Here is a 17,851-nt window from a genome sequence, read left to right on the forward strand (position 1 = left end):
CGATGGACCCTTTCTCAAGCCACGCCTTGCGCCTGCTGCAAATGGCTGGAGCGAAAATCCTTGGGCGAGAGTTCGAACTGCTTCTTGAACGAACGGCTGAAGTGGGCCGAGTCGGTGAAGCCCCACTTGTAGGCGATCGAGGTAATGGACTCGTCCCGCAGAAACGGGTTGGTCAGGTCGTCGGCGCTGCGCTTGAGCCGCGCCCGCTGGATGTAGCGGCAGACGCTGTCATCCTGCTCTTCGAACAAACGGTACAGGTGCCGCACCGAAATGTTCAGGCGATTGGCCAGGCCCACCGGGCTCAGGCCGGGCTGGGTCAGGGATTCATCGATGACCTTCTGCACATAGCTGCGCAAGTGGCTGCCCTGCAACGCCGAGCCATCGTCACGGGCATCGCCGTCCTGTTCCAGGGCCGAGCCCAACAGCGAAACAAAGGCACTCTGCAACGCAGCGCCCTCTCCCGCGGCACCCTCACCGTCCGGGGTGTCCTTGCACAGTTGATCCATCAACACATGCAGCATCCGCCCGCAGGCCTTGCTCGAGGAGATCTTGCCAAAAGTCTTGGTTTCCCCGCCCAGTTGCCTGGACACGTCATGGCGAGACAGGGACAGGACGGCGTGTTCAATCAACCCGAACGGGCTGATTTCAAGAGAGCCCACTGAATCCATCAACAACAGCTCGCCGGGTGCCAGCTGAATGCTCAGGCCGTTCTGGGTGATCCGGGAAAAGCCGCTGCGCTGGCTGACCAGAAAACAATCCTGGTCGTCGTCATGATCCGGATTGGGCGAGTGTCGCTTGATGGCGCCGGCATTGGTGCGCAGGCTGGCAAGCGCAAGGCCGCCGCGGGAGAAATTGGACACCTCGCCGATAAACAGCGCGCGATTGAAGGCCAGTTCTGTATCGAAGTGACCGCAAGTGGCGCGCAGATCCCGGTTCCAGGTCTCCAGCCCGTCTTGCCCAACCTGTTGCATGCTCATGGGTCTCTCCACGATGGCTTATTGTTTTTGTTGGGCAATAGTTAACATGTTATCTATATACGCGCAACAAGTACCTGATCGCCAAAGCAGTAGCAGGATCGATGCCAGAGTAGAGCCAAAAAATCAGAAGGTTCCCAACACCCGCTGCAAGCCGCTCAAGGCCGCCAGTAGAGCACTGCGCTGCTCGCGGCTCAGAGGAATGTAACGACGAAAGGCCGGCATGCGGTTCACCACTTCACTGCCGCCCATGTGTTCCAGGCGCACACACCACTGTCGCCCTTGCAGATCGATGCGCAGGCGTTTGAAGTCCAGTGGCATGAGGGCTTGATACAGCGCCGGATCGTTCTCTATCGCCGCCTTCAGACGGGTCGACAACCCAGCCTCCCCGTCCCGCTGCCGACAACGTATGCCGCTGCGTCGCACGGCCCCGCTGTGGTGCACCTCCAAACGTGCCGTGCCCTCTCTCGACGCAGGTACCCGTAGCACGAACTCGGTCATCACCAAGTGCATCAGCAACTGTGATTCGGTGCGCTCGACGATCTCCAGTTGCAGGCTGCCATCGTCGGTGACAACCGTCCCCGTCGCCGGCCCCGAGACCTCGAACCGCGCCAGCCCGAGGTTGCGCCGCAAAAGCTCCAGGGTCACCCCGGGCCGATAACCGGCCGGGGCACGCTGGGCGCTGAACAGTTCAGACAGCTTTTGCAGCACGGTCGACAAACTCGCCGGCAGGTTGCCCTGGCTCATGGGAAAACTCCTTGGCCAGCACGTCTTCTACCGACGCCGGCTTGAATGGATTGACCTTCTGCACCACCAGGGTCCAGAACAAGGCATACACCGCAGTGCCACCGAGCATCACGGCGAAGGGGATATAGATGTCCGCCGGGTTCATGCCGGGCGGGGTGATGAACCACATGCCGATGACGATGCCGACGCTGGAGAGGATCTGCGGCAGCGGGAAAAACGGCGAGCGATAGGCCCGGGGCAAGTCCGGACGACGAATCCGCAGGCTCACCACCGACACGGTCACCAGCAGGTAGGCAAAACTCCAGGCGCACACCGCCGCCAGCACCAGGTGCATGATGTTGTCGGCGTTGCCACCGAGCCACAGCGCGTGCAAACAAGGAATCAGCATCGCCACCAGGATGCACAGCAACGGTGTCTTGAAGCGTGGGTGCAGGTAGGTGAACACCTTGGGCAATGCACCGTCCACCGCCATGCCGTACAGAATCCGCGGCACGCCGGCCATCAGGGTATTGATGGTCGCCGCCCCGGCAAACAGAAAGCCTATCCCCAGCCATATCGGACCGACATCCCCCATGACTTGCTCGGCGAAGCGCGGAATCGCCATGGGCGTGTCCAGCAAGTGCACGCCGCTGCTGGCATCCAACAGCACGTTTTCCACCTGGCGCTTCATCGCCGCGCCGTAGATGAACATGCAGGTGGCGACGCTGAACAGACCCAGCATCATGGCCCGGGGCATCGTCCTGGCCGAACGGCGCAGGTCCGGTGCCAGCGGCGTGACGAATTCGCAACCGACGAACATGAACATCGCCATGCCCACCAGCGACAACACGGTGACCAGGTCAGTGCCGACCACGGACGCACCGAACCAGCCTTCCAGCTCCACCGCCGGTGCGGCAATCAACCCCAACACGCCGAACACCATCAGGGTCGTCCACATGCCGAAGGTAAGGATAATCTCGGCCCGGCCAAAGGCGCTGACGCCGAAGCCGTTGAGCACGCCAAAGACCACCACGAACCCCACGCCCAGCAACCAGGATCCGCCCGCCGATTCGGCCAGGGTATTGAGGTGCTCGAAGTTCACCAGGGCCATGACGCCGGCCAGGATGGTCTCGGCGGTGCCGGCGAAGACGTGGACAATCAAGTAGGCCGACAACGTACCGGTGATTGCGAAAAAACGGCCCATGCCACAGTTGATGTAGTCATAGACCGAACCCGTGGTGGGCAGGATCGAGGCGGCCTCGGCGAAGGTGGTCGCCTGGGCCAGCATCATCACCAGGGCGATCAGCATCGCCACGGCAAAGGCGCTGCCGCCGATGCCGAAACCCATGGTGGCGGTGAGAATCACCGGGCTTGCCATGATCAGGCCAATGGTGCTGGCCAACGCGGTGGGGAAGCCCACCGTTCCCCGGTTCAAGTGCTCGGTGAGCCTGTCATTGATCGACATCGTGCAGATCCTCGAAAGCGGATTTTTAGTATGGATGCCACAGCCGTTCAGGAGCCGGCGTTCAAGCCCTCCCCAGCCTGTCCCTGATCAAAACGGCGTCGCGTGCAGGATTAACTGTGCGCCGCTCTCGCCCTGGGCGTCTTGCCCATGTCTGCCGCCGGTTTTGTTGCTGCCTGCCAGAGTTCGCCCCCTGGCGGGCTGGATCAATTCCATGGCAGGCAGGTGAAAGACTTCCCCTGGCGCTGCTCCCCTTAATGCGCGCTCTGCTGTCCTATCACACGGGGAAACCACTATGGAGCGCACACGTCATACACCTTCGCTGCGTAACGCCATCGGCCTGGGCATCGCCCTGCTGGTCGCCGATTCGTCGGCCCAGGCTTATGAGCTTTACGCCGACGAAGACACCACCGTCACGGGTAACTTCCTGGCGGTCTACGGGATGTTCAACAGCCGCAAGAACTACGACGGCACCGCCGGCGGCTCAAGCTGGCGCGAAGGTTTCATCAAGTATGGCCTGAGTATCGACCAGACACTCGGCAGCCTGGGCAGTGTCTACGGGACGGCCAACCTGGTCAGCTCCGGGACATGGGGCGATGGCGATGCAGCCGGACTGAGCGATGGCTCCGAACGCACCACAAAGTTCGATGAAGCGTTCGCTGGCTGGCGCTCGGGGGATCTGTTCCCGGTGCTGGGCAAGGACGGCGTTGACCTGTCCTACGGCCGCCAGGTGATCACCCTCGGCGATGGCTTCATCATCAATGACGACGGCCTGAACCTGGGCAAAGGTGTGGCCGATGGCGAATTCAACCGCGGCGGCGCCTATTACCTGGCCGCCCGTCATGCCTTCGACAAGACGGCCGTTCTGCGCTTGGGCGGCAAGGAAGGCACACACGGCAGCCTGATGTGGATCAAGTCGGACAACCGTGCCCAGGCCAACACCGAAATGGCCGCCGGCACCCTGGAATACACCGCCGCGCCTGGCACCTTGGGGCTGACCTACATCCATGGCGTCGATGTCGACGAGCACTACGCCAGCGACTTCCAGAAGCAGCGCGAAGGCATGAATATCTATAGCCTGCGCGGCGCCGGGAATGCGGGTATCGAAAACGCCCACTTCGCCTTCGAATATGCCTGGCAAGACAAAGATGCCGGCCCCGAAAAAGCCTGGTACACCGAAGCCGGCTACACCTTTGCCGACTTGCCCTGGACACCGGACCTGACCTATCGCTACAGCCGTTATTCGAAAAACTGGGATTCGATGTTCAACGGTTTCAGCCGTGGCTACGGCACCTGGTTCCAGGGCGAAGTGACCGCTAACTATTCCGGACCGTTCAACAGCAACACCGAAATCCATCACCTGGGGCTGAAACTCAAGCCGACGGAAACAGTGACCATCGGCGCGCTGTTCTTCGACTACAAGACCCTGCACACCCGCGACGCGTTGAACCTCGATGGACGCGAAATGGACCTGTATGTGGAGTGGGCGGTGAACGAGCACCTGATCGTCACGCCGCTGCTGGGCCTGTACAAGCCGGAAAAGGATGGAAGCAACGGTGGTAACCAGGTGGGGGGCAATGGCACCAACGTCTACAGCCAACTGGTGGTGGCGGTGCCGTTCTAAGGATGGCGGGTAGATGGGTCTGTTTGCTCCTGGCTGCCAGCCCCAGCCTTGGCAGCCATAGACATAGCGTGCGGCAGACACAGTCAAGCGACCCCACGTCCCGGGGATTAACCTCGGGGCTTTCCCTTGTTCGCGATCAGGAAACCCTCATGAGCGATATTGCCCTGCTGCCTCAGGTCGAAGCCTTTCTCAGTCGACACCACGCGCTGTTCATCGATGGCCGCTACGTCGAAAGCCAAAGCGGCCAGACCCTGGACGTCGTCAACCCCGCCACCGGCCAGGTCATCGCCCAGGTCAGCGACGCGTCTTCCAGTGATATCGATGCAGCGGTGGAGTCGGCCCGGCGCGGCTTCAAGCAATGGTCCCAAGCGGCGCCGGCGGTCCGGGGGCATGTGTTGCTCAAGTTGGCGGACCTGTTGGAGCACAACCGCGAAGAGCTGGCGCAGATCGAAACCTGCCAATCGGGGAAGATCATCCATATCTCCCGCGCCTTTGAGGTCGACCAGGCTGCGCATTTCCTGCGTTATTACGCCGGTTGGGCGACCAAGATCGGCGGCGAGACAATCACCCCGTCGCTGCCCTCCTTTGCCGGTGAGCGCTACACCGCATTCACCCTGCGCGAACCGGTCGGGGTGGTGGTCGGCATTGTGCCGTGGAATTTTTCCACCATGATCGCCATCTGGAAACTCGCGTCCGCGCTGGTGACCGGCTGCAGCATCATCATCAAACCCAGCGAGTTCACCCCGCTGACGATCCTGCGCATCGCTGAACTGGCCATGGAGGCCGGGCTGCCGGCGGGTGCCCTGAACGTGGTAACCGGTGGCGGCCACGTGGGCAAAGGCTTGATCGAGCATCCGGGCACCAACAAGGTGTCGTTCACCGGTTCCGTGGCCACCGGTATCGCCGTCGGCCAGGGCGCCATGGGCGCCGGGCTGACCCGTGCCACCCTGGAGCTTGGCGGCAAGAATGCGGCGGGATTCCTGCGGGACGTGGATCCGGACGTGGCGGTGAACGGCATCATCGAAGCGGGTTTCCTGCACTCGGGGCAAATCTGTGCGGCGGCCGAGCGGTTCTTTGTCCATCGCTCGCAACTTGAACCGATCATGGACAAACTGGCCCAACGCCTGGACAAGCTCCACATCGGCTCGCCGCTGGACGAACGCACCGAGTTCGGCCCCGTCACCAACCGCCAGCACCAACAGAAACTCGGGGAATTCTTCGCCAAGGCCCGGGCGCAAAACAACACCATCGTCCACGGCGGCAAACTGATCGATGGCCCGGGCTGTTACGTCGAACCCACCATCATCCTCGCCAACCGCCGCGACGACACGCTGCTCAACGAAGAAACCTTCGGCCCGATTGCCACGTTCTTCCCTTACGACACAGAGGACGAGTTACTGGAATTGATGAACGACACGCCGTACGGCCTGAGCGCCAGCCTTTGGACCAACGACCTCGGCAAAGCCCTGCGCATGGTGCCCGCCATCGAAGCCGGTACCGTCTGGGTGAACATGCACACCCTGCTCGATCCGGCGGTACCCTTTGGCGGCAGCAAGTCTTCAGGGATAGGCCGGGAATTTGGCAGTGCGTTTATCGACGACTACACCGAACTGAAATCGGTGATGATTCGTTACTGACGCCGCCTTCGCGAGCAGGCTCGCTCCCACAATGGATTCGCGGGTGCTCATGAATTCAGCAATCGCCACAGCCTCTTTGTGGGAACGAGCTTGCTCGCGATAGCGGTGGATCAGCTTGCGATGCGTTTGAATGCAAACCCGAAAAAATCCGGAACTGCCAAAGCCTCCCGTCAGTCGCATGAACAGATACGTCTGACTCAGGAGTAACCGTGACTCACGATCCCGACCGGCGGGCCGTCGAATCAGTGCCATTGGACCCGCCCACGGCGGTCCACCGGCTTCGGGTTCTGACGGTCAACACGCATAAGGGGTTCACCGCCCTCAACCGTCGTTTCATCCTGCCTGAATTACGTGAAGCGGTACGCAGTACCGGCGCTGACCTGGTGTTCCTGCAAGAGGTGCTGGGCGAACACGACCGCCACGCATCGCGCTACGACAACTGGCCGCAGACGTCGCAGTACGAATTTCTCGCCGACAGCATGTGGAGCGACTTCGCCTACGGCCGCAACGCGGTATACCCCGACGGCCATCACGGCAATGCGTTACTGTCCAAATACCCGATCCGCCAGTTCCGCAACCTCGACGTTTCCATCACCGGTCCCGAGCGACGCGGGCTGCTCCATTGCGTGCTGGACGTGCCGGGCCACGCCGAAGTCCATGGGATCTGCGTACACCTGAGCCTGTTGGAAAGCCATCGTCAGCTACAGCTCAAACTGCTTTGCCAACTGCTTGAATCGCTGCCCGACGACGCCCCGGTGATCATCGCCGGGGACTTCAACGACTGGCAGCTGCGTGGCAACCTCACCCTGGCCCGTCGCCAATACCTGCACGAAGTCTTCGAACACCATCACGGCCGCCCCGCCCGGACCTATCCGGCCCGCTTCCCCCTGCTGCGCCTGGACCGCATTTACCTGCGCAACGCCACCAGCCACGCGCCGCAAATCCTGGGCAGCAAACCCTGGACCCACCTGAGCGATCATCTGCCGCTTTCGGTGGAAGTGCATTTGTGATTCCTGGTTTTGCCCTTCAGAAGCGCCGCACTACCTGTAAGTTCTGACAGTAGCGACGGTTACTATTCGTTGTTACGGTGCGATCCATACAGCGAGCGTTGCCAGGCCCTGTGTGCCATCTGTCGTGCAACCGATGCTGAAACCGGCATACCTGGGATGCCGATGCAGAGGGATAGCACATGAGCTTGCGCGAGCACGGATTCAATCGATTGTTCAACGCCCTATGGGTAGCGGTCCCCTTGCTGTTACCCGCCCCGTCCGCCATGGCGGCGTGCACACTGACGCCGACGATAGGCAATGACGCCTACGTCTGCGACAGCGGCAACAGTCCCGGGCTGACGGACCTTTTGGGCGATAACCAGCTCACGATGCCGGCCAATGGCAGCGGTGTCATCCAGGGTGACGTCACCTTTGGCGCCGGAATCGATAAGATCCAGATCGACGCCAACGGGGTGATTCAAGGTGACGTACAACAAGGCTCCGGCATTGACGACTTCATCATGCGTGGCGGCAGCATCCAGTCCCTGGCCCAAGGCGACGGCCTCGATACGTTCCTGATGACCGGCGGCACCATTGTCGGAGCGTTTGAAGACGGCGATGATGCCACCATGACCGGCGGCACCATCGGCCGGGTCGACATGAAACTCGATGACAACATCTTCAGAATGTCCGGCGGGCAGATTATCGGCAACCTGGTGACTGGTTTTGGCCAGGACACCATCATCCTTTCCGCCGGACGCATCGGCGGCAACGTGAGTGTCAGCGGCGGCAACGACAGCATTACCGTGAGCGGTGGCGAAATCGTCGGCGAAGTCCGTACCAGTTTCGGCGATGACCAGTTCCAGTGGAGCGGCGGCCTTATTCGCTCGGCTGTCTTGATGGGTGAAGGCAACGATACGGCGCTACTGAGCAACCTTGATGAAACCGTGCTCGCCACCACCCCTAGCCTCGATGGCGGATTGGGCCAGGACACATTGACCTTTGAGGCCAGTACCCCCGGCACTGGCGCCCGCTACATAAACTGGGAAACCGTCGACCTCACCCAAGGCTCACGCCTGGATCTGACTGACACGCTGGTACTGGGCGACAGCGCCACCGCCACGGGCGTACTCAATATCGACACCAGCAGCGTGCTGACGTCTACCCAGGGCAGCGTCAACCCGTTTACCGCAGGCCAACGGGTCACGCTCAACAACAACGGAACAATCGACCTCAGCCTCGACAACACCCGCACCAACGATACCCTCACCGTGCAGGGCAACTATGTCGGCACCAACGGCCAGTTGCGCCTGCAAACGGCACTCGGCGCGGACGACTCCCCCAGCGACCGGCTGGTGGTCAATGGCGGAACACTCACGGGCAGTACCGCCATCGCCATCACGAACCTGGGCGGCGCGGGGGCATTGACCACCCAAAACGGCATCGAAGTGGTCCAGGCCCAGGGCGGTGCGGTCAGCGACAGCGGTGCATTTTCACTGGCGCAGGCCGTGTCGGCCGGCGCATTCGATTACCGTTTGTTCAAGGGCGGCGTGAGCGGCAATGAAAACAGCTGGTACTTGCGTTCCACCGTGGTCGCAGGCCCGGTAGCGCCCCCCAACCCAACGTTGCCGCCCTTGCCGGTCCCGGCACCTGGCGCGGCGCCGATTCCCTTGTATCGCCCGGAAGTACCGACCTGGTCAGTATTGCCTCCGGCGGCGGCGCAACTGACCCTGATGGCTCTGGGCACGTTTCATGACCGTCAGGGTGACCAGCGCCTGCTTACGGAAAACGGGGCGTTCGGCGCGGGTTGGGGTCGGGTCTACGGCAAGGACCTGGATCAGACCTGGGCCGGCACCGTGACCCCGCGGTTCGACGGGTCCATCAAGGGCTTTCAGGTGGGCAACGACTTGTACGGCTCAACCCTTTCCGGGGGCCAGACCCAGCGCATCGGCTGCTTTGTCGGCCATACCGAATTGAACGGCAATGTCGATGGCTTCAACCTGGGCTTCGAAGGCCGGCGCGCCGGCAAGATCGAACTCGACGGCGACAGTTACGGGCTGTACTGGACCCTCACCGATCCCACCGGCGGCTACGTCGACGCGGTAGTCATGGGGACACGACTGGATGGCGACAACCGCTCCGAACGCGGGGTCAAAATCGATAATCGTGGGCATGCCTTGACCCTTTCGGCGGAGGCCGGCTATCCATTCGCCGTGGCCGCTGACTGGGTTCTCGAACCCCAGGTCCAGATCATTCACCAGAAGGTGTCCCTGGATACCCAGGACGATGGGATCTCCAGGGTTGAATTCGATTCCGACAGCAGTTGGACCGGCCGCCTCGGTACTCGCCTCAAGGGTCGCTATCAGGTCAGCGGCACGCCGGTGGAGCCGTACCTGCGCGCCAACCTCTGGCACACCTTTTCCGGCACTGACACGGTGACGTTCGACAACGCCCAACGGATCGAAACCCAACAGCGCGCCTCGACGGCCGACTTGGGCGTCGGCGTCATAGTGAGTCTGGCACCTACGGTCAGCATCTATGCGGGCGCGGACTACAGCAACAATCTCGACAGCAGTCAGCAACGCAGCGTGGCCGGCAATCTTGGCGTACGGGTCACTTGGTAGGGCGACTTACCCAGTTTCCATTGGATTTTTTGCCTCGAAACCAACAACCGGATAACGTCAAAAAATCAGTTATTTATAACGCCTGATTTCAGATTGCCATTCATCGTTCAGTTTCTTGACGCGACGGTATCGGTCTTCTTGACTACACCTTACTACCCCCGGAAATACAGTCAGGGGCAGGCCTCTGGAACCCGCTAGATCGGGCCGCCAGAGGCTTGCCTCAATCCATTCGGTCGCCCCTCATTCGGGGTAGGAGAGACGCCAAAAGCGAGAAACCCATGCGATTGCAAGGCAGGCCTCCATGAAAACCTCCTTCCGCCCACAAGAGATCACCACCACCTTCTGCAGCGTCTCGACGTCGTTGCTGTTGCTTTCGTCCATGGAGGTGCAGGCCTGGCCTGCCGAGGAAACAGCGCAACCCTGGTACGGTCGAACCCCCTCCGACAGCCTGAACGGCACCTTCATCGGCAACGACGCCCCATCGAACAAGAGCCCCGCCCTGTTCACGCTGCGCAACGACAGCGGGCACACCCAACGCATGGGCTTGATCAGTGGACACAACCAAGTCATCTCCACGGACGGGGGCATGCTGGTCACACCCGCCATGGCCGAACAGGGAAAAGACGCGTTGAACCTGCAAGGCCGCAGCCTGGGTGCCTACTGGAGCCTGACTGGACCTGCCGGCTGGCATGTCGACCTGAGTGCCAGCGGCGGTCGGGTCAACGGCTACAGCCGTACCGAACAAGGCCAGCGCCAGGCGGCCGAAGGCAACGCTGTGACACTGTCGGTCGAAGGTGGTTTTCCTATCGGTATCAGCACCCACTGGGTGGTCGAACCCCAGGCGCAATTGATCAACCAGCGCGTCACCCTCGACTCACCGACCGCTGACAGCGGCACCGGCAATGAGCTGAGCAGCTGGAGCGGTCGCGTTGGCGCACGGCTCAAAGGCAGTTACCAGATCAACGGCCTGGGTGTGGAACCTTACGTGCGTACCAACCTGTGGCACACGGTCCAGAGCACCGGCACCTTGACCCTGGACAAGGTCGACAAGATCAGCAGCAGCCGAAAATCCTCCACCGTCGAAGTAGGACTGGGCCTGGTGGCTCGGGTCACGCCGGTGGTGAGCCTGTATGTCAGTGCCGATTACAGCAGCGATGTCGACGACAATGACCTGAACGGCATCATTACCAGCATGGGTGTGCGGATGCGTTGGTAAAAATGCTGTTCATTCAAGTAAACGAAGACCCCGTAGAGAGAGAAATAAGCCCTGTGGCGAGGGAGCTTGCTCCCGCTGGGCTGCGCAGCAGCCCTATTTTGTGAGCGCGCTTCGTACTGGAGCGCCAGCCCGGCCCAGCGGGAGCAAGCTCCCTCGCCACGGGATCATCTGCGTGCTTGAGAGAACAGTATGGCCTGCCCATGCCTGCTTAAAAAAAACCTCCATTAAGGCGTATAACGCTAGAAGCGCTTTATGCTTGCAAGCCCATGGCTCATTTCATTGATGGAGTAACGACATGACCACAGCCCCCTTTCTTGCCAACCTGTTCCCCAGTGCCGCCGACATCCCGGACGCTTACCGCCTCGAGGGACAGATCGAGCAGCGCGAATACCTGGTCGATGGTGTCTTGAAAACCTGGCAGGGCCCCTTGGCCGTGGTGCGCAGTCCGGTCTACCTGGCCGGCGAACTGGGTGACGAGCAGGTGATACTCGGCGGTACGCCGCTGCTGGATGCCGAGACCGCCCTCACCGCACTGGATGCGGCCGTCCGGGCCTATGACCGCGGCCAGGGCCAGTGGCCAACGATGCGCGTCGCCGAACGCATCCGTCACGTTGAAACCTTCCTGGCGCGCATGCGTGAGCAACGCGAAGCGGTGGTCAAGTTGCTGATGTGGGAAATCGGCAAGAACCTCAAGGACTCCCAGAAGGAATTCGACCGTACCTGCGACTACATCGTCGACACCATCAATGCCCTCAAGGAATTGGACCGCCGCTCCAGTCGCTTCGAGCTGGAACAAGACACCCTCGGCCAGATCCGTCGTGTGCCGCTGGGCGTAGCCTTGTGCATGGGGCCTTACAACTATCCGCTGAACGAGACCTTCACCACGCTGATTCCCGCCTTGATCATGGGCAACACCGTGGTGTTCAAACCGGCCAAACTCGGCGTACTGCTGATCCGTCCACTGCTGGAGGCCTTCCGCGACAGCTTCCCGGCGGGCGTGATCAATGTGATCTACGGCAGCGGCCGGGAAACCGTCAGCGCGTTGATGGCCAGCGGCAAGGTCGACATCTTCGCCTTCATCGGCACTAACAAGGCTGCCAGTGACTTGAAGAAGCTCCACCCGCGCCCGCATCGCTTGCGTGCTGCCCTGGGGCTGGACGCGAAGAATCCCGGGCTGGTGTTGCCGGAAGTCGACCTGGACAACGCGGTCAGCGAGGCGTTGACCGGCTCGCTGTCATTCAACGGCCAGCGCTGCACGGCATTGAAAATCCTCTTTGTCCATGAAGACGTGGCACCGGCGTTCATCGAGAAATTCAACGCCCGACTCGCCGCCCTGAAGCCCGGCATGCCGTGGGAAGACGGCGTGGCGCTGACGCCGTTGCCCGAGGCAAGCAAGGTCGATTACCTGCATTCGCTGGTGGCCGATGCGACCGCCAAAGGCGCCGCGGTGACGAATGCACACGGTGGCGAATCGCGCAGTTCGTTCTTCTACCCGGCCGTGCTCTATCCGGTGAACACCGCGATGCGGGTCTACCACGAAGAACAGTTCGGTCCCGTCGTCCCCATCGTGCCGTACCGGGACCTCAATACCGTGATCGATTATGTACTCGAATCCGACTTCGGCCAGCAGCTCAGCATTTTCGGTACCAACCCGGCCGAAATCGGCAAGCTCGTGGACACCTTCGCCAACCAGGTCGGACGCATCAACATCAACGCCCAGTGCCAGCGCGGCCCGGACACCTTCCCGTTCAACGGCAGGAAAAACTCCGCCGAGGGCACTTTGTCCGTTCACGATGCGCTGCGCACGTTTTCGATCCGCACGCTGGTGGCGACCAAGTTCCAGGACAGCAATAAGGCATTGATCAGCGACATCATCCGCGAGCGGGATTCGAACTTCCTGACCACCGACTACATCTTCTGAGCCGCACCGAGCGGTGTATTACGGCAGGGCTGCGCGGCGCACCTTGATGCCCCAGCCCTGTTGCATGCCGGCAGCCGCCAGCAGGATCGCCGCCACGCCCAGCCATTGCAGCGGCTCGAGGCGATGGCCGAAGGCGAACCAGTCGACAAAGATCGCCGCAATCGGATAAATGAACGACAGTGCACCGGTCAACGCGGTCGGCAATCGTTGGATCGCGCTGTACAACAACACGTACATCACGCCGGTGTGCACCATTCCCAGGGTCAGCAGGCTGGCCCAGGCCTCGGCGTGTTGCGGCAACGCCGAGAAGTTTGCCCAAGGCGCCAACAGCAAGACGCCGGTACTGACCTGAATCAGTGCGATCAAATGCGGCGGTGTGCCGGTCAAGCGCTTGATGATCAACGCCGCGATGGCATACAGCAACGCCGCGCCCAACGCCAAGGCAATGCCCACCAGATAGTCGTCACCACCCTGCCCTTGCTCTCCGTGGGCGCTGACAATTGCCAGCATGCCGAGAAACGACACCGCCAGCCAGAACAGTTTTTGCGCGGTGATTTTTTCTCCCAGGAACAACGCCGCCAGCCCTACCAACATGAATGGTTGAACGTTGTACACCGCCGTACCGATGGCAATCGAAGCGCGGGAGTAAGAGGCGAACAACAATACCCAGTTGCCCACGATCGCCACACCACTGAGCACCGCCAACAAGAAGGTGGTGCGCGTCAGAATGTCTCGCCGCAAAAATCCGAACCCGGCGCAAATCAGCAGCAAGGTGGCGGCACCGAAGACGCAACGCCAGAACACCACATCCAGCACCGGCTGGCCCGAGACCAGCACGAACCAACCTATGGTTCCGGAAATCAGCATGGCGGCCGTCATTTCGAGCGAACCGCGGCGTAAGGTCTTGTCCATCGTCAGGCTCCTTCAGCAAGTGGGCACAGTATGCCGAGCCTGCGGGTCCCTGCTCCATGGCTTGAAAAAGGCTAAACTGCGTTTCAACCTTTTTTATCAAGGCAGTTTTTATAATTCGCCTAACGGAGCGGGAATGACTGACGATATTGACCAGATCCTCATCAGCGCCCTGATGGAAGACTCCCGGCGTTCCCTCAAAGCCCTGGCCAACCTGAGCGGCCTGTCCTCCCCCAGCGTTGCCGAACGACTTCGCCGGCTCGAAGAGCGTGGCGTGCTCAGGGGCTACACCGTCGAGGTGGACCCGAAGTGCTTCGGCTATCAACTCCAGGCCATTGTGCGTATCCGCCCGTTACCGGGACAGTTGCAGGAAGTCGAACGGCAGATCCAAGCCATCGCCGAGTTTACCGAGTGCGACAAGGTGACCGGCGATGACTGCTTCATCGCCCGGTTGCACGTGCGTTCGATGGAACAGCTGGACACGCTCTTGGACAAGCTCAATGTCCTGGCCGAAACCAACACCGCGATCGTCAAGAAGACGCCGGTCAAACGGCGATTGCCGCCGATGGCGTGAGAGAGATCCGGCCTCGGTTTTCTGTCCGAGGCCGGAGGGCAAGGCGCCGGTCAGGGCCAGTGCCATGAAAGACGGGCATATATCGAGAGCCCCCAACCGCATCACGCTTTTACAGGGGCTTCGTCCAAAACAGCATACGTCCGTGGGCCGGGTCGAACATGCCGGCGGCAAAACCGAACTTGGCATAACTGCCCTGGGCCACGGCATTGCCTTCAAGCACCTCCAGGGTGATTTTGCAGCAACCGCGCTGGCGGGCGATGTCCTCGACCTTTTGCAGCATCTTCTGGCTCAGCCCGAGCCCGCGGAAAGCCTCCATCACCGCCACGTCGTGGATATTGACCAGTGGTCGGCAGGCAAAGGTTGAAAAACCCTCGAAACAATTGACCAGCCCCGCCGGTTCGCCATTGACGAACGCCAGCACGCTGAACGCATGGGGACGCTTGGCCAGTTCCTCGGGCAGATGCAGCAGCACCTCGGCCGGCAGCGAATGGCCACCCCCCATCGGGTCCTCCGCATAACCATTGAGCACATGACAGATCGCTTCAGCATGGACCGGATTGGTGTAGCTGGCTTGCAGTACAAGGATGTCCTTGGCTTCTTCCATGACCTTCCATCTCACTTCGGTAGTACCGACGGCCCGAGGCTGTCGGCGGGATACGGGATACAGGTCAGTTGGGCTGACCAAAACGTTGCAGCTGCATTTCCTGGAGGCGACTGAGAGTACGGCGAAACGGAAATTGCAGATAGCCCTCGGTGTACAACTCATCCATCGGCACCTGAGCCGACAGGTACAGCGGCACCTTGCGGTCATAGCATTCGTCGACCAGGGCGATGAAACGCCGTACACCGTCGTCGTGAACAGACAGTTGCGGCAGCTCGCGATCCCCCGCCACAACCCGCTCGACGCCGTCTTCCGTACCACGGGCAATGCGCCCTTCGCGCTGCTCGGCGCTCAGGTTGGGCACATCACTGAGCAGGATGAACTTGAAGCGGTCGCACAGGGCCATGAAATCCAGGGCCGAGAACGGTTGCTCGCATAAATCCGGATAACGGCTCCAGAGCACCTTTTCACTGGCCTGGACCGGTGCAATCAGTCGATGACCGACTTCGATCGGCTCGCCGCTCAGCGTCTGTCCTGTTGTCAACTGACCGAAGACATCGCTCAACGGATCGGGCTTCCCGGCTTCACGCAGCCAGTAACGCTGCTGCAACGTGCCCGGGTGCTGGCGATGGTCTTGCCATCCATTGACCGGCACAACCTGCATGTGCTGCTTGATCGCGGTGATGGTCGGGATGAAGCGCTCACGGTTATGGCCGTTGGCGTAGAGCTCCTCCGGCGGCAGGTTGGAGGTGCTCACCACCACCATGCCTTGCTCGAACATCACCTGGAACAGACGACCGAGGATGATGGCATCGCCAATGTCACTGACAAACAATTCGTCGAAACACAGTACCCGTACCTCTCGACTCAACTCGCGGGCCAAGGCGTGCAAAGGGTCCGGCGTGCCGGTGAGCTGGAACGAGCGCTGGTGCACCCAGGCCATGAAATGATGAAAGTGCTGGCGGCGGGCCGGGACCTTGAGGCTTTCATAGAAACGGTCCATCAGCCAGGTCTTGCCGCGCCCGACCGGGCCCCAGAGGTAAACGCCCTTGATCGACTTGCGGCCGTCGTGCAACGCCTGGTGGCATTGCTCCAGGGCCATGATGGCCAACTCCTGGGCTTCGTCCTGAACGAAGCCGTGGTGTTCGATGGCATGCTGCCAGGCACTCAAGGGAGAGTCGAAAGTCATACGGCCCAAGTCTGGAAAACGAAGGTGGGGAGTATGCCATGCCGTTGAAGTGAGCGATCACACCACAACACAAAACCCTGTGGCGAGGGAGCTTGCTCCCGCTCGGTTGCGCAGCAACCGCAAAAGCTTGGGGCCGCTACGCAGCCCAGCGGGAGCAAGCTCCCTCGCCACGACAGCGTTCGCCTAAAAACGCTAAATCGAGATATCCAACCGACTGATCTTCCCCTGCTCATCGAGCCGGAAAGTATAGCGCAACTCCAGCGGGCTGCCGGGGAAGGTCCCGGAAATCAGGTTCTGCACCAACACCTTGCCAGTGCGTTGTTGCACGTTGAGCACTTCCACCCGTGGCTGAAAACGCCGGGCAGTGTCTTCCATCCACTGGGCGATGGCCTGGGTGCCGGCCCGATGCAGGCCTTCATCGAACACGTTGGCGTCCTCGGCGAAGAAACGCGTCACCGCCGAACTGTCACGGGCATTGGCGGCTGCAATGTAGCCGGCGATGGCTGGGGCCAGGGAAGAGACGGGATTGGACATGGCAGGGCTCCTTGTTTTATCGATCTGGCACCATGCTAGAACAGCCTTGTGTCAGTTTTTGTCAGGAGTGAAGCGCCCCGATTCATCCAACTTCATCAGCTTGAACCAGGCACGCAGCCAGTCACTGCGCCGGCCGGGATAGCGCTCGCCCTGCTCGGTAGCAGAGGCGATCCGGTCAGTGCGAAAGGTCCGATAGGCGCCGCGCAATTCGCACCACGCCACCACCACCCGTGCCTCATTGAAAAAGCCCAGTGCCAGCGGCCAGATCAATCGTTGGCTCGGGATTTTGTTCACGTCGGCGTAATCGATGTGCAGTTTGGCTTGAGCGCGAATGGCCTGGCGATAGACATTCAACTCCACCGTATTCTGCGGATAGCCATAGCCTGGCGGGCCGGGCAGCACCGTGGGGTTGCGCAGGGCGTCCCGGACGTCGGGGGCCAGCACCGCTGCGACTTTCGCCAACGCATCGGCGGCGGCCTTGCCCAACACCTCGTCGCCGCGCTGATCGACGTAGCGCAGGCCCAGCACAATGGCCTCGATTTCATCGGCAGTGAACATCAGCGGCGGCAGGAACAGGCCACTGCGCAACACATAGCCAATGCCCGCCTCCCCCTGGATCGGCGCGCCCAGGGCCGTGAGTTCGGCGATGTCGCGATACAGCGTGCGCTCGGACACTTTCAGTTCGGCCGCCAAGGTCGCGGCGGTGACCGGGCAGCGTTTGCCCCGCAAGACTTGCAGCAAAGTGAGCAGCCGAGTGGTACGCGACACGATGACGATCCGGGAGGAAAAAGTTGACGCAGATTAGCAGAGGCTGGTGTCAGAAAGTGTCAGGAGCCATTTACCGAGGTGTGGCCTAAGCGGTCGTGGCGAG

Annotated in this window: 15 protein-coding genes; 7 read left to right on the plus strand and 8 right to left on the minus strand. The window is 61.2% G+C overall.

Annotated elements, in window-relative coordinates; all coding sequences use genetic code 11:
• Nucleotides 1-14: 14 nt before the first annotated feature.
• The 3 genes from feaR to QNH97_RS15080 all read right to left on the minus strand — a co-directional run bounded on the left by feaR (nt 15) and on the right by QNH97_RS15080 (nt 3,165).
• On the minus strand, nt 15-977 hold the full coding sequence (feaR, locus tag QNH97_RS15070; RefSeq protein WP_283552714.1) for a transcriptional regulator FeaR: 963 nt from the start codon (nt 975-977) through the stop codon (nt 15-17).
• 123 nt (nt 978-1,100) lie between these two features.
• Nucleotides 1,101-1,721 (minus strand): DUF3156 family protein, encoded by a 621-nt coding sequence (locus QNH97_RS15075; RefSeq protein WP_283552715.1) that lies wholly within the window; start codon nt 1,719-1,721, stop codon nt 1,101-1,103.
• Nucleotides 1,666-3,165 carry an APC family permease gene (locus QNH97_RS15080; RefSeq protein WP_283552716.1) on the minus strand — a complete coding sequence of 500 codons (1,500 nt, stop codon included), beginning with the start codon at nt 3,163-3,165 and terminating at the stop codon, nt 1,666-1,668. Before QNH97_RS15080 ends, QNH97_RS15075 begins: the two co-directional genes overlap by 56 nt.
• A gap of 292 nt (nt 3,166-3,457) precedes the next feature.
• On the opposite strand from QNH97_RS15080, the gene QNH97_RS15085 reads away from it, so the two are divergent.
• The 6 genes from QNH97_RS15085 (at nt 3,458) to QNH97_RS15110 (ending at nt 13,173) form a co-directional block, all read left to right on the plus strand.
• Nucleotides 3,458-4,786, plus strand: coding sequence for an alginate export family protein (locus tag QNH97_RS15085; protein WP_283552717.1), 1,329 nt, complete (start codon nt 3,458-3,460; stop codon nt 4,784-4,786).
• A 149-nt stretch (nt 4,787-4,935) separates the two neighbouring features.
• Nucleotides 4,936-6,423 carry an aldehyde dehydrogenase family protein gene (locus tag QNH97_RS15090; protein WP_283552718.1) on the plus strand — a complete coding sequence of 496 codons (1,488 nt, stop codon included), beginning with the start codon at nt 4,936-4,938 and terminating at the stop codon, nt 6,421-6,423.
• 209 nt (nt 6,424-6,632) lie between these two features.
• Nucleotides 6,633-7,433, plus strand: a complete 801-nt coding sequence (locus QNH97_RS15095) for an endonuclease/exonuclease/phosphatase family protein (protein WP_283552719.1) — start codon at nt 6,633-6,635, stop codon at nt 7,431-7,433.
• A gap of 179 nt (nt 7,434-7,612) precedes the next feature.
• Nucleotides 7,613-10,036, plus strand: coding sequence for an autotransporter family protein (locus QNH97_RS15100; protein WP_283552720.1), 2,424 nt, complete (start codon nt 7,613-7,615; stop codon nt 10,034-10,036).
• Nucleotides 10,037-10,337: 301 nt separating this feature from the next.
• Nucleotides 10,338-11,252: an autotransporter domain-containing protein gene (locus QNH97_RS15105; RefSeq protein ID WP_283552721.1), complete on the plus strand. Its 915-nt coding sequence runs from the start codon at nt 10,338-10,340 to the stop codon at nt 11,250-11,252.
• A 295-nt stretch (nt 11,253-11,547) separates the two neighbouring features.
• Entirely contained in the window at nt 11,548-13,173 is a 1,626-nt protein-coding gene (locus tag QNH97_RS15110; protein ID WP_283552722.1) for an NADP-dependent glyceraldehyde-3-phosphate dehydrogenase, read from the plus strand.
• An 18-nt stretch (nt 13,174-13,191) separates the two neighbouring features.
• Here QNH97_RS15110 and QNH97_RS15115 read toward each other — a convergent pair whose 3' ends face one another.
• Nucleotides 13,192-14,085 (minus strand): DMT family transporter, encoded by an 894-nt coding sequence (locus tag QNH97_RS15115; RefSeq protein WP_283552723.1) that lies wholly within the window; start codon nt 14,083-14,085, stop codon nt 13,192-13,194.
• Nucleotides 14,086-14,218: 133 nt separating this feature from the next.
• Between QNH97_RS15115 and QNH97_RS15120 the strand changes: the two genes are divergently transcribed.
• Complete coding sequence (locus QNH97_RS15120; RefSeq protein WP_123344254.1) at nt 14,219-14,656, plus strand: Lrp/AsnC family transcriptional regulator; 438 nt, start codon at nt 14,219-14,221, stop codon at nt 14,654-14,656.
• A 109-nt stretch (nt 14,657-14,765) separates the two neighbouring features.
• Here QNH97_RS15120 and QNH97_RS15125 read toward each other — a convergent pair whose 3' ends face one another.
• The 4 genes from QNH97_RS15125 to QNH97_RS15140 all read right to left on the minus strand — a co-directional run bounded on the left by QNH97_RS15125 (nt 14,766) and on the right by QNH97_RS15140 (nt 17,748).
• Entirely contained in the window at nt 14,766-15,260 is a 495-nt protein-coding gene (locus tag QNH97_RS15125; protein WP_283552724.1) for a GNAT family N-acetyltransferase, read from the minus strand.
• 64 nt (nt 15,261-15,324) lie between these two features.
• Nucleotides 15,325-16,446, minus strand: a complete 1,122-nt coding sequence (gene zapE / locus QNH97_RS15130; protein WP_283552725.1) for a cell division protein ZapE — start codon at nt 16,444-16,446, stop codon at nt 15,325-15,327.
• 192 nt (nt 16,447-16,638) lie between these two features.
• Nucleotides 16,639-16,980 carry a nuclear transport factor 2 family protein gene (locus QNH97_RS15135; protein ID WP_283552726.1) on the minus strand — a complete coding sequence of 114 codons (342 nt, stop codon included), beginning with the start codon at nt 16,978-16,980 and terminating at the stop codon, nt 16,639-16,641.
• Between the two features lie 51 nt (nt 16,981-17,031).
• Nucleotides 17,032-17,748, minus strand: a complete 717-nt coding sequence (locus QNH97_RS15140) for a helix-turn-helix transcriptional regulator (protein WP_283552727.1) — start codon at nt 17,746-17,748, stop codon at nt 17,032-17,034.
• Nucleotides 17,749-17,851: the final 103 nt, after the last annotated feature.

The sequence above is a fragment of the Pseudomonas sp. G2-4 genome, from assembly GCF_030064125.1.
Taxonomy (GTDB): Bacteria; Pseudomonadota; Gammaproteobacteria; order Pseudomonadales; family Pseudomonadaceae; genus Aquipseudomonas.

Excerpts from the sequence above, each read along its gene's own strand:
- feaR (WP_283552714.1), bottom strand. The coding sequence starts at position 977 with ATGAGCATGCAACAGGTTGGGCAAGACGGGCTGGAGACCTGGAACCGG.
- QNH97_RS15075 (WP_283552715.1), bottom strand. The coding sequence starts at position 1,721 with ATGAGCCAGGGCAACCTGCCGGCGAGTTTGTCGACCGTGCTGCAAAAG.
- QNH97_RS15080 (WP_283552716.1), bottom strand. The coding sequence starts at position 3,165 with ATGTCGATCAATGACAGGCTCACCGAGCACTTGAACCGGGGAACGGTG.
- QNH97_RS15085 (WP_283552717.1), top strand. The coding sequence starts at position 3,458 with ATGGAGCGCACACGTCATACACCTTCGCTGCGTAACGCCATCGGCCTG.
- QNH97_RS15090 (WP_283552718.1), top strand. The coding sequence starts at position 4,936 with ATGAGCGATATTGCCCTGCTGCCTCAGGTCGAAGCCTTTCTCAGTCGA.
- QNH97_RS15100 (WP_283552720.1), top strand. The coding sequence starts at position 7,613 with ATGAGCTTGCGCGAGCACGGATTCAATCGATTGTTCAACGCCCTATGG.
- QNH97_RS15105 (WP_283552721.1), top strand. The coding sequence starts at position 10,338 with ATGAAAACCTCCTTCCGCCCACAAGAGATCACCACCACCTTCTGCAGC.
- QNH97_RS15110 (WP_283552722.1), top strand. The coding sequence starts at position 11,548 with ATGACCACAGCCCCCTTTCTTGCCAACCTGTTCCCCAGTGCCGCCGAC.
- QNH97_RS15115 (WP_283552723.1), bottom strand. The coding sequence starts at position 14,085 with ATGGACAAGACCTTACGCCGCGGTTCGCTCGAAATGACGGCCGCCATG.
- QNH97_RS15120 (WP_123344254.1), top strand. The coding sequence starts at position 14,219 with ATGACTGACGATATTGACCAGATCCTCATCAGCGCCCTGATGGAAGAC.
- QNH97_RS15125 (WP_283552724.1), bottom strand. The coding sequence starts at position 15,260 with ATGGAAGAAGCCAAGGACATCCTTGTACTGCAAGCCAGCTACACCAAT.
- zapE (WP_283552725.1), bottom strand. The coding sequence starts at position 16,446 with ATGACTTTCGACTCTCCCTTGAGTGCCTGGCAGCATGCCATCGAACAC.
- QNH97_RS15135 (WP_283552726.1), bottom strand. The coding sequence starts at position 16,980 with ATGTCCAATCCCGTCTCTTCCCTGGCCCCAGCCATCGCCGGCTACATT.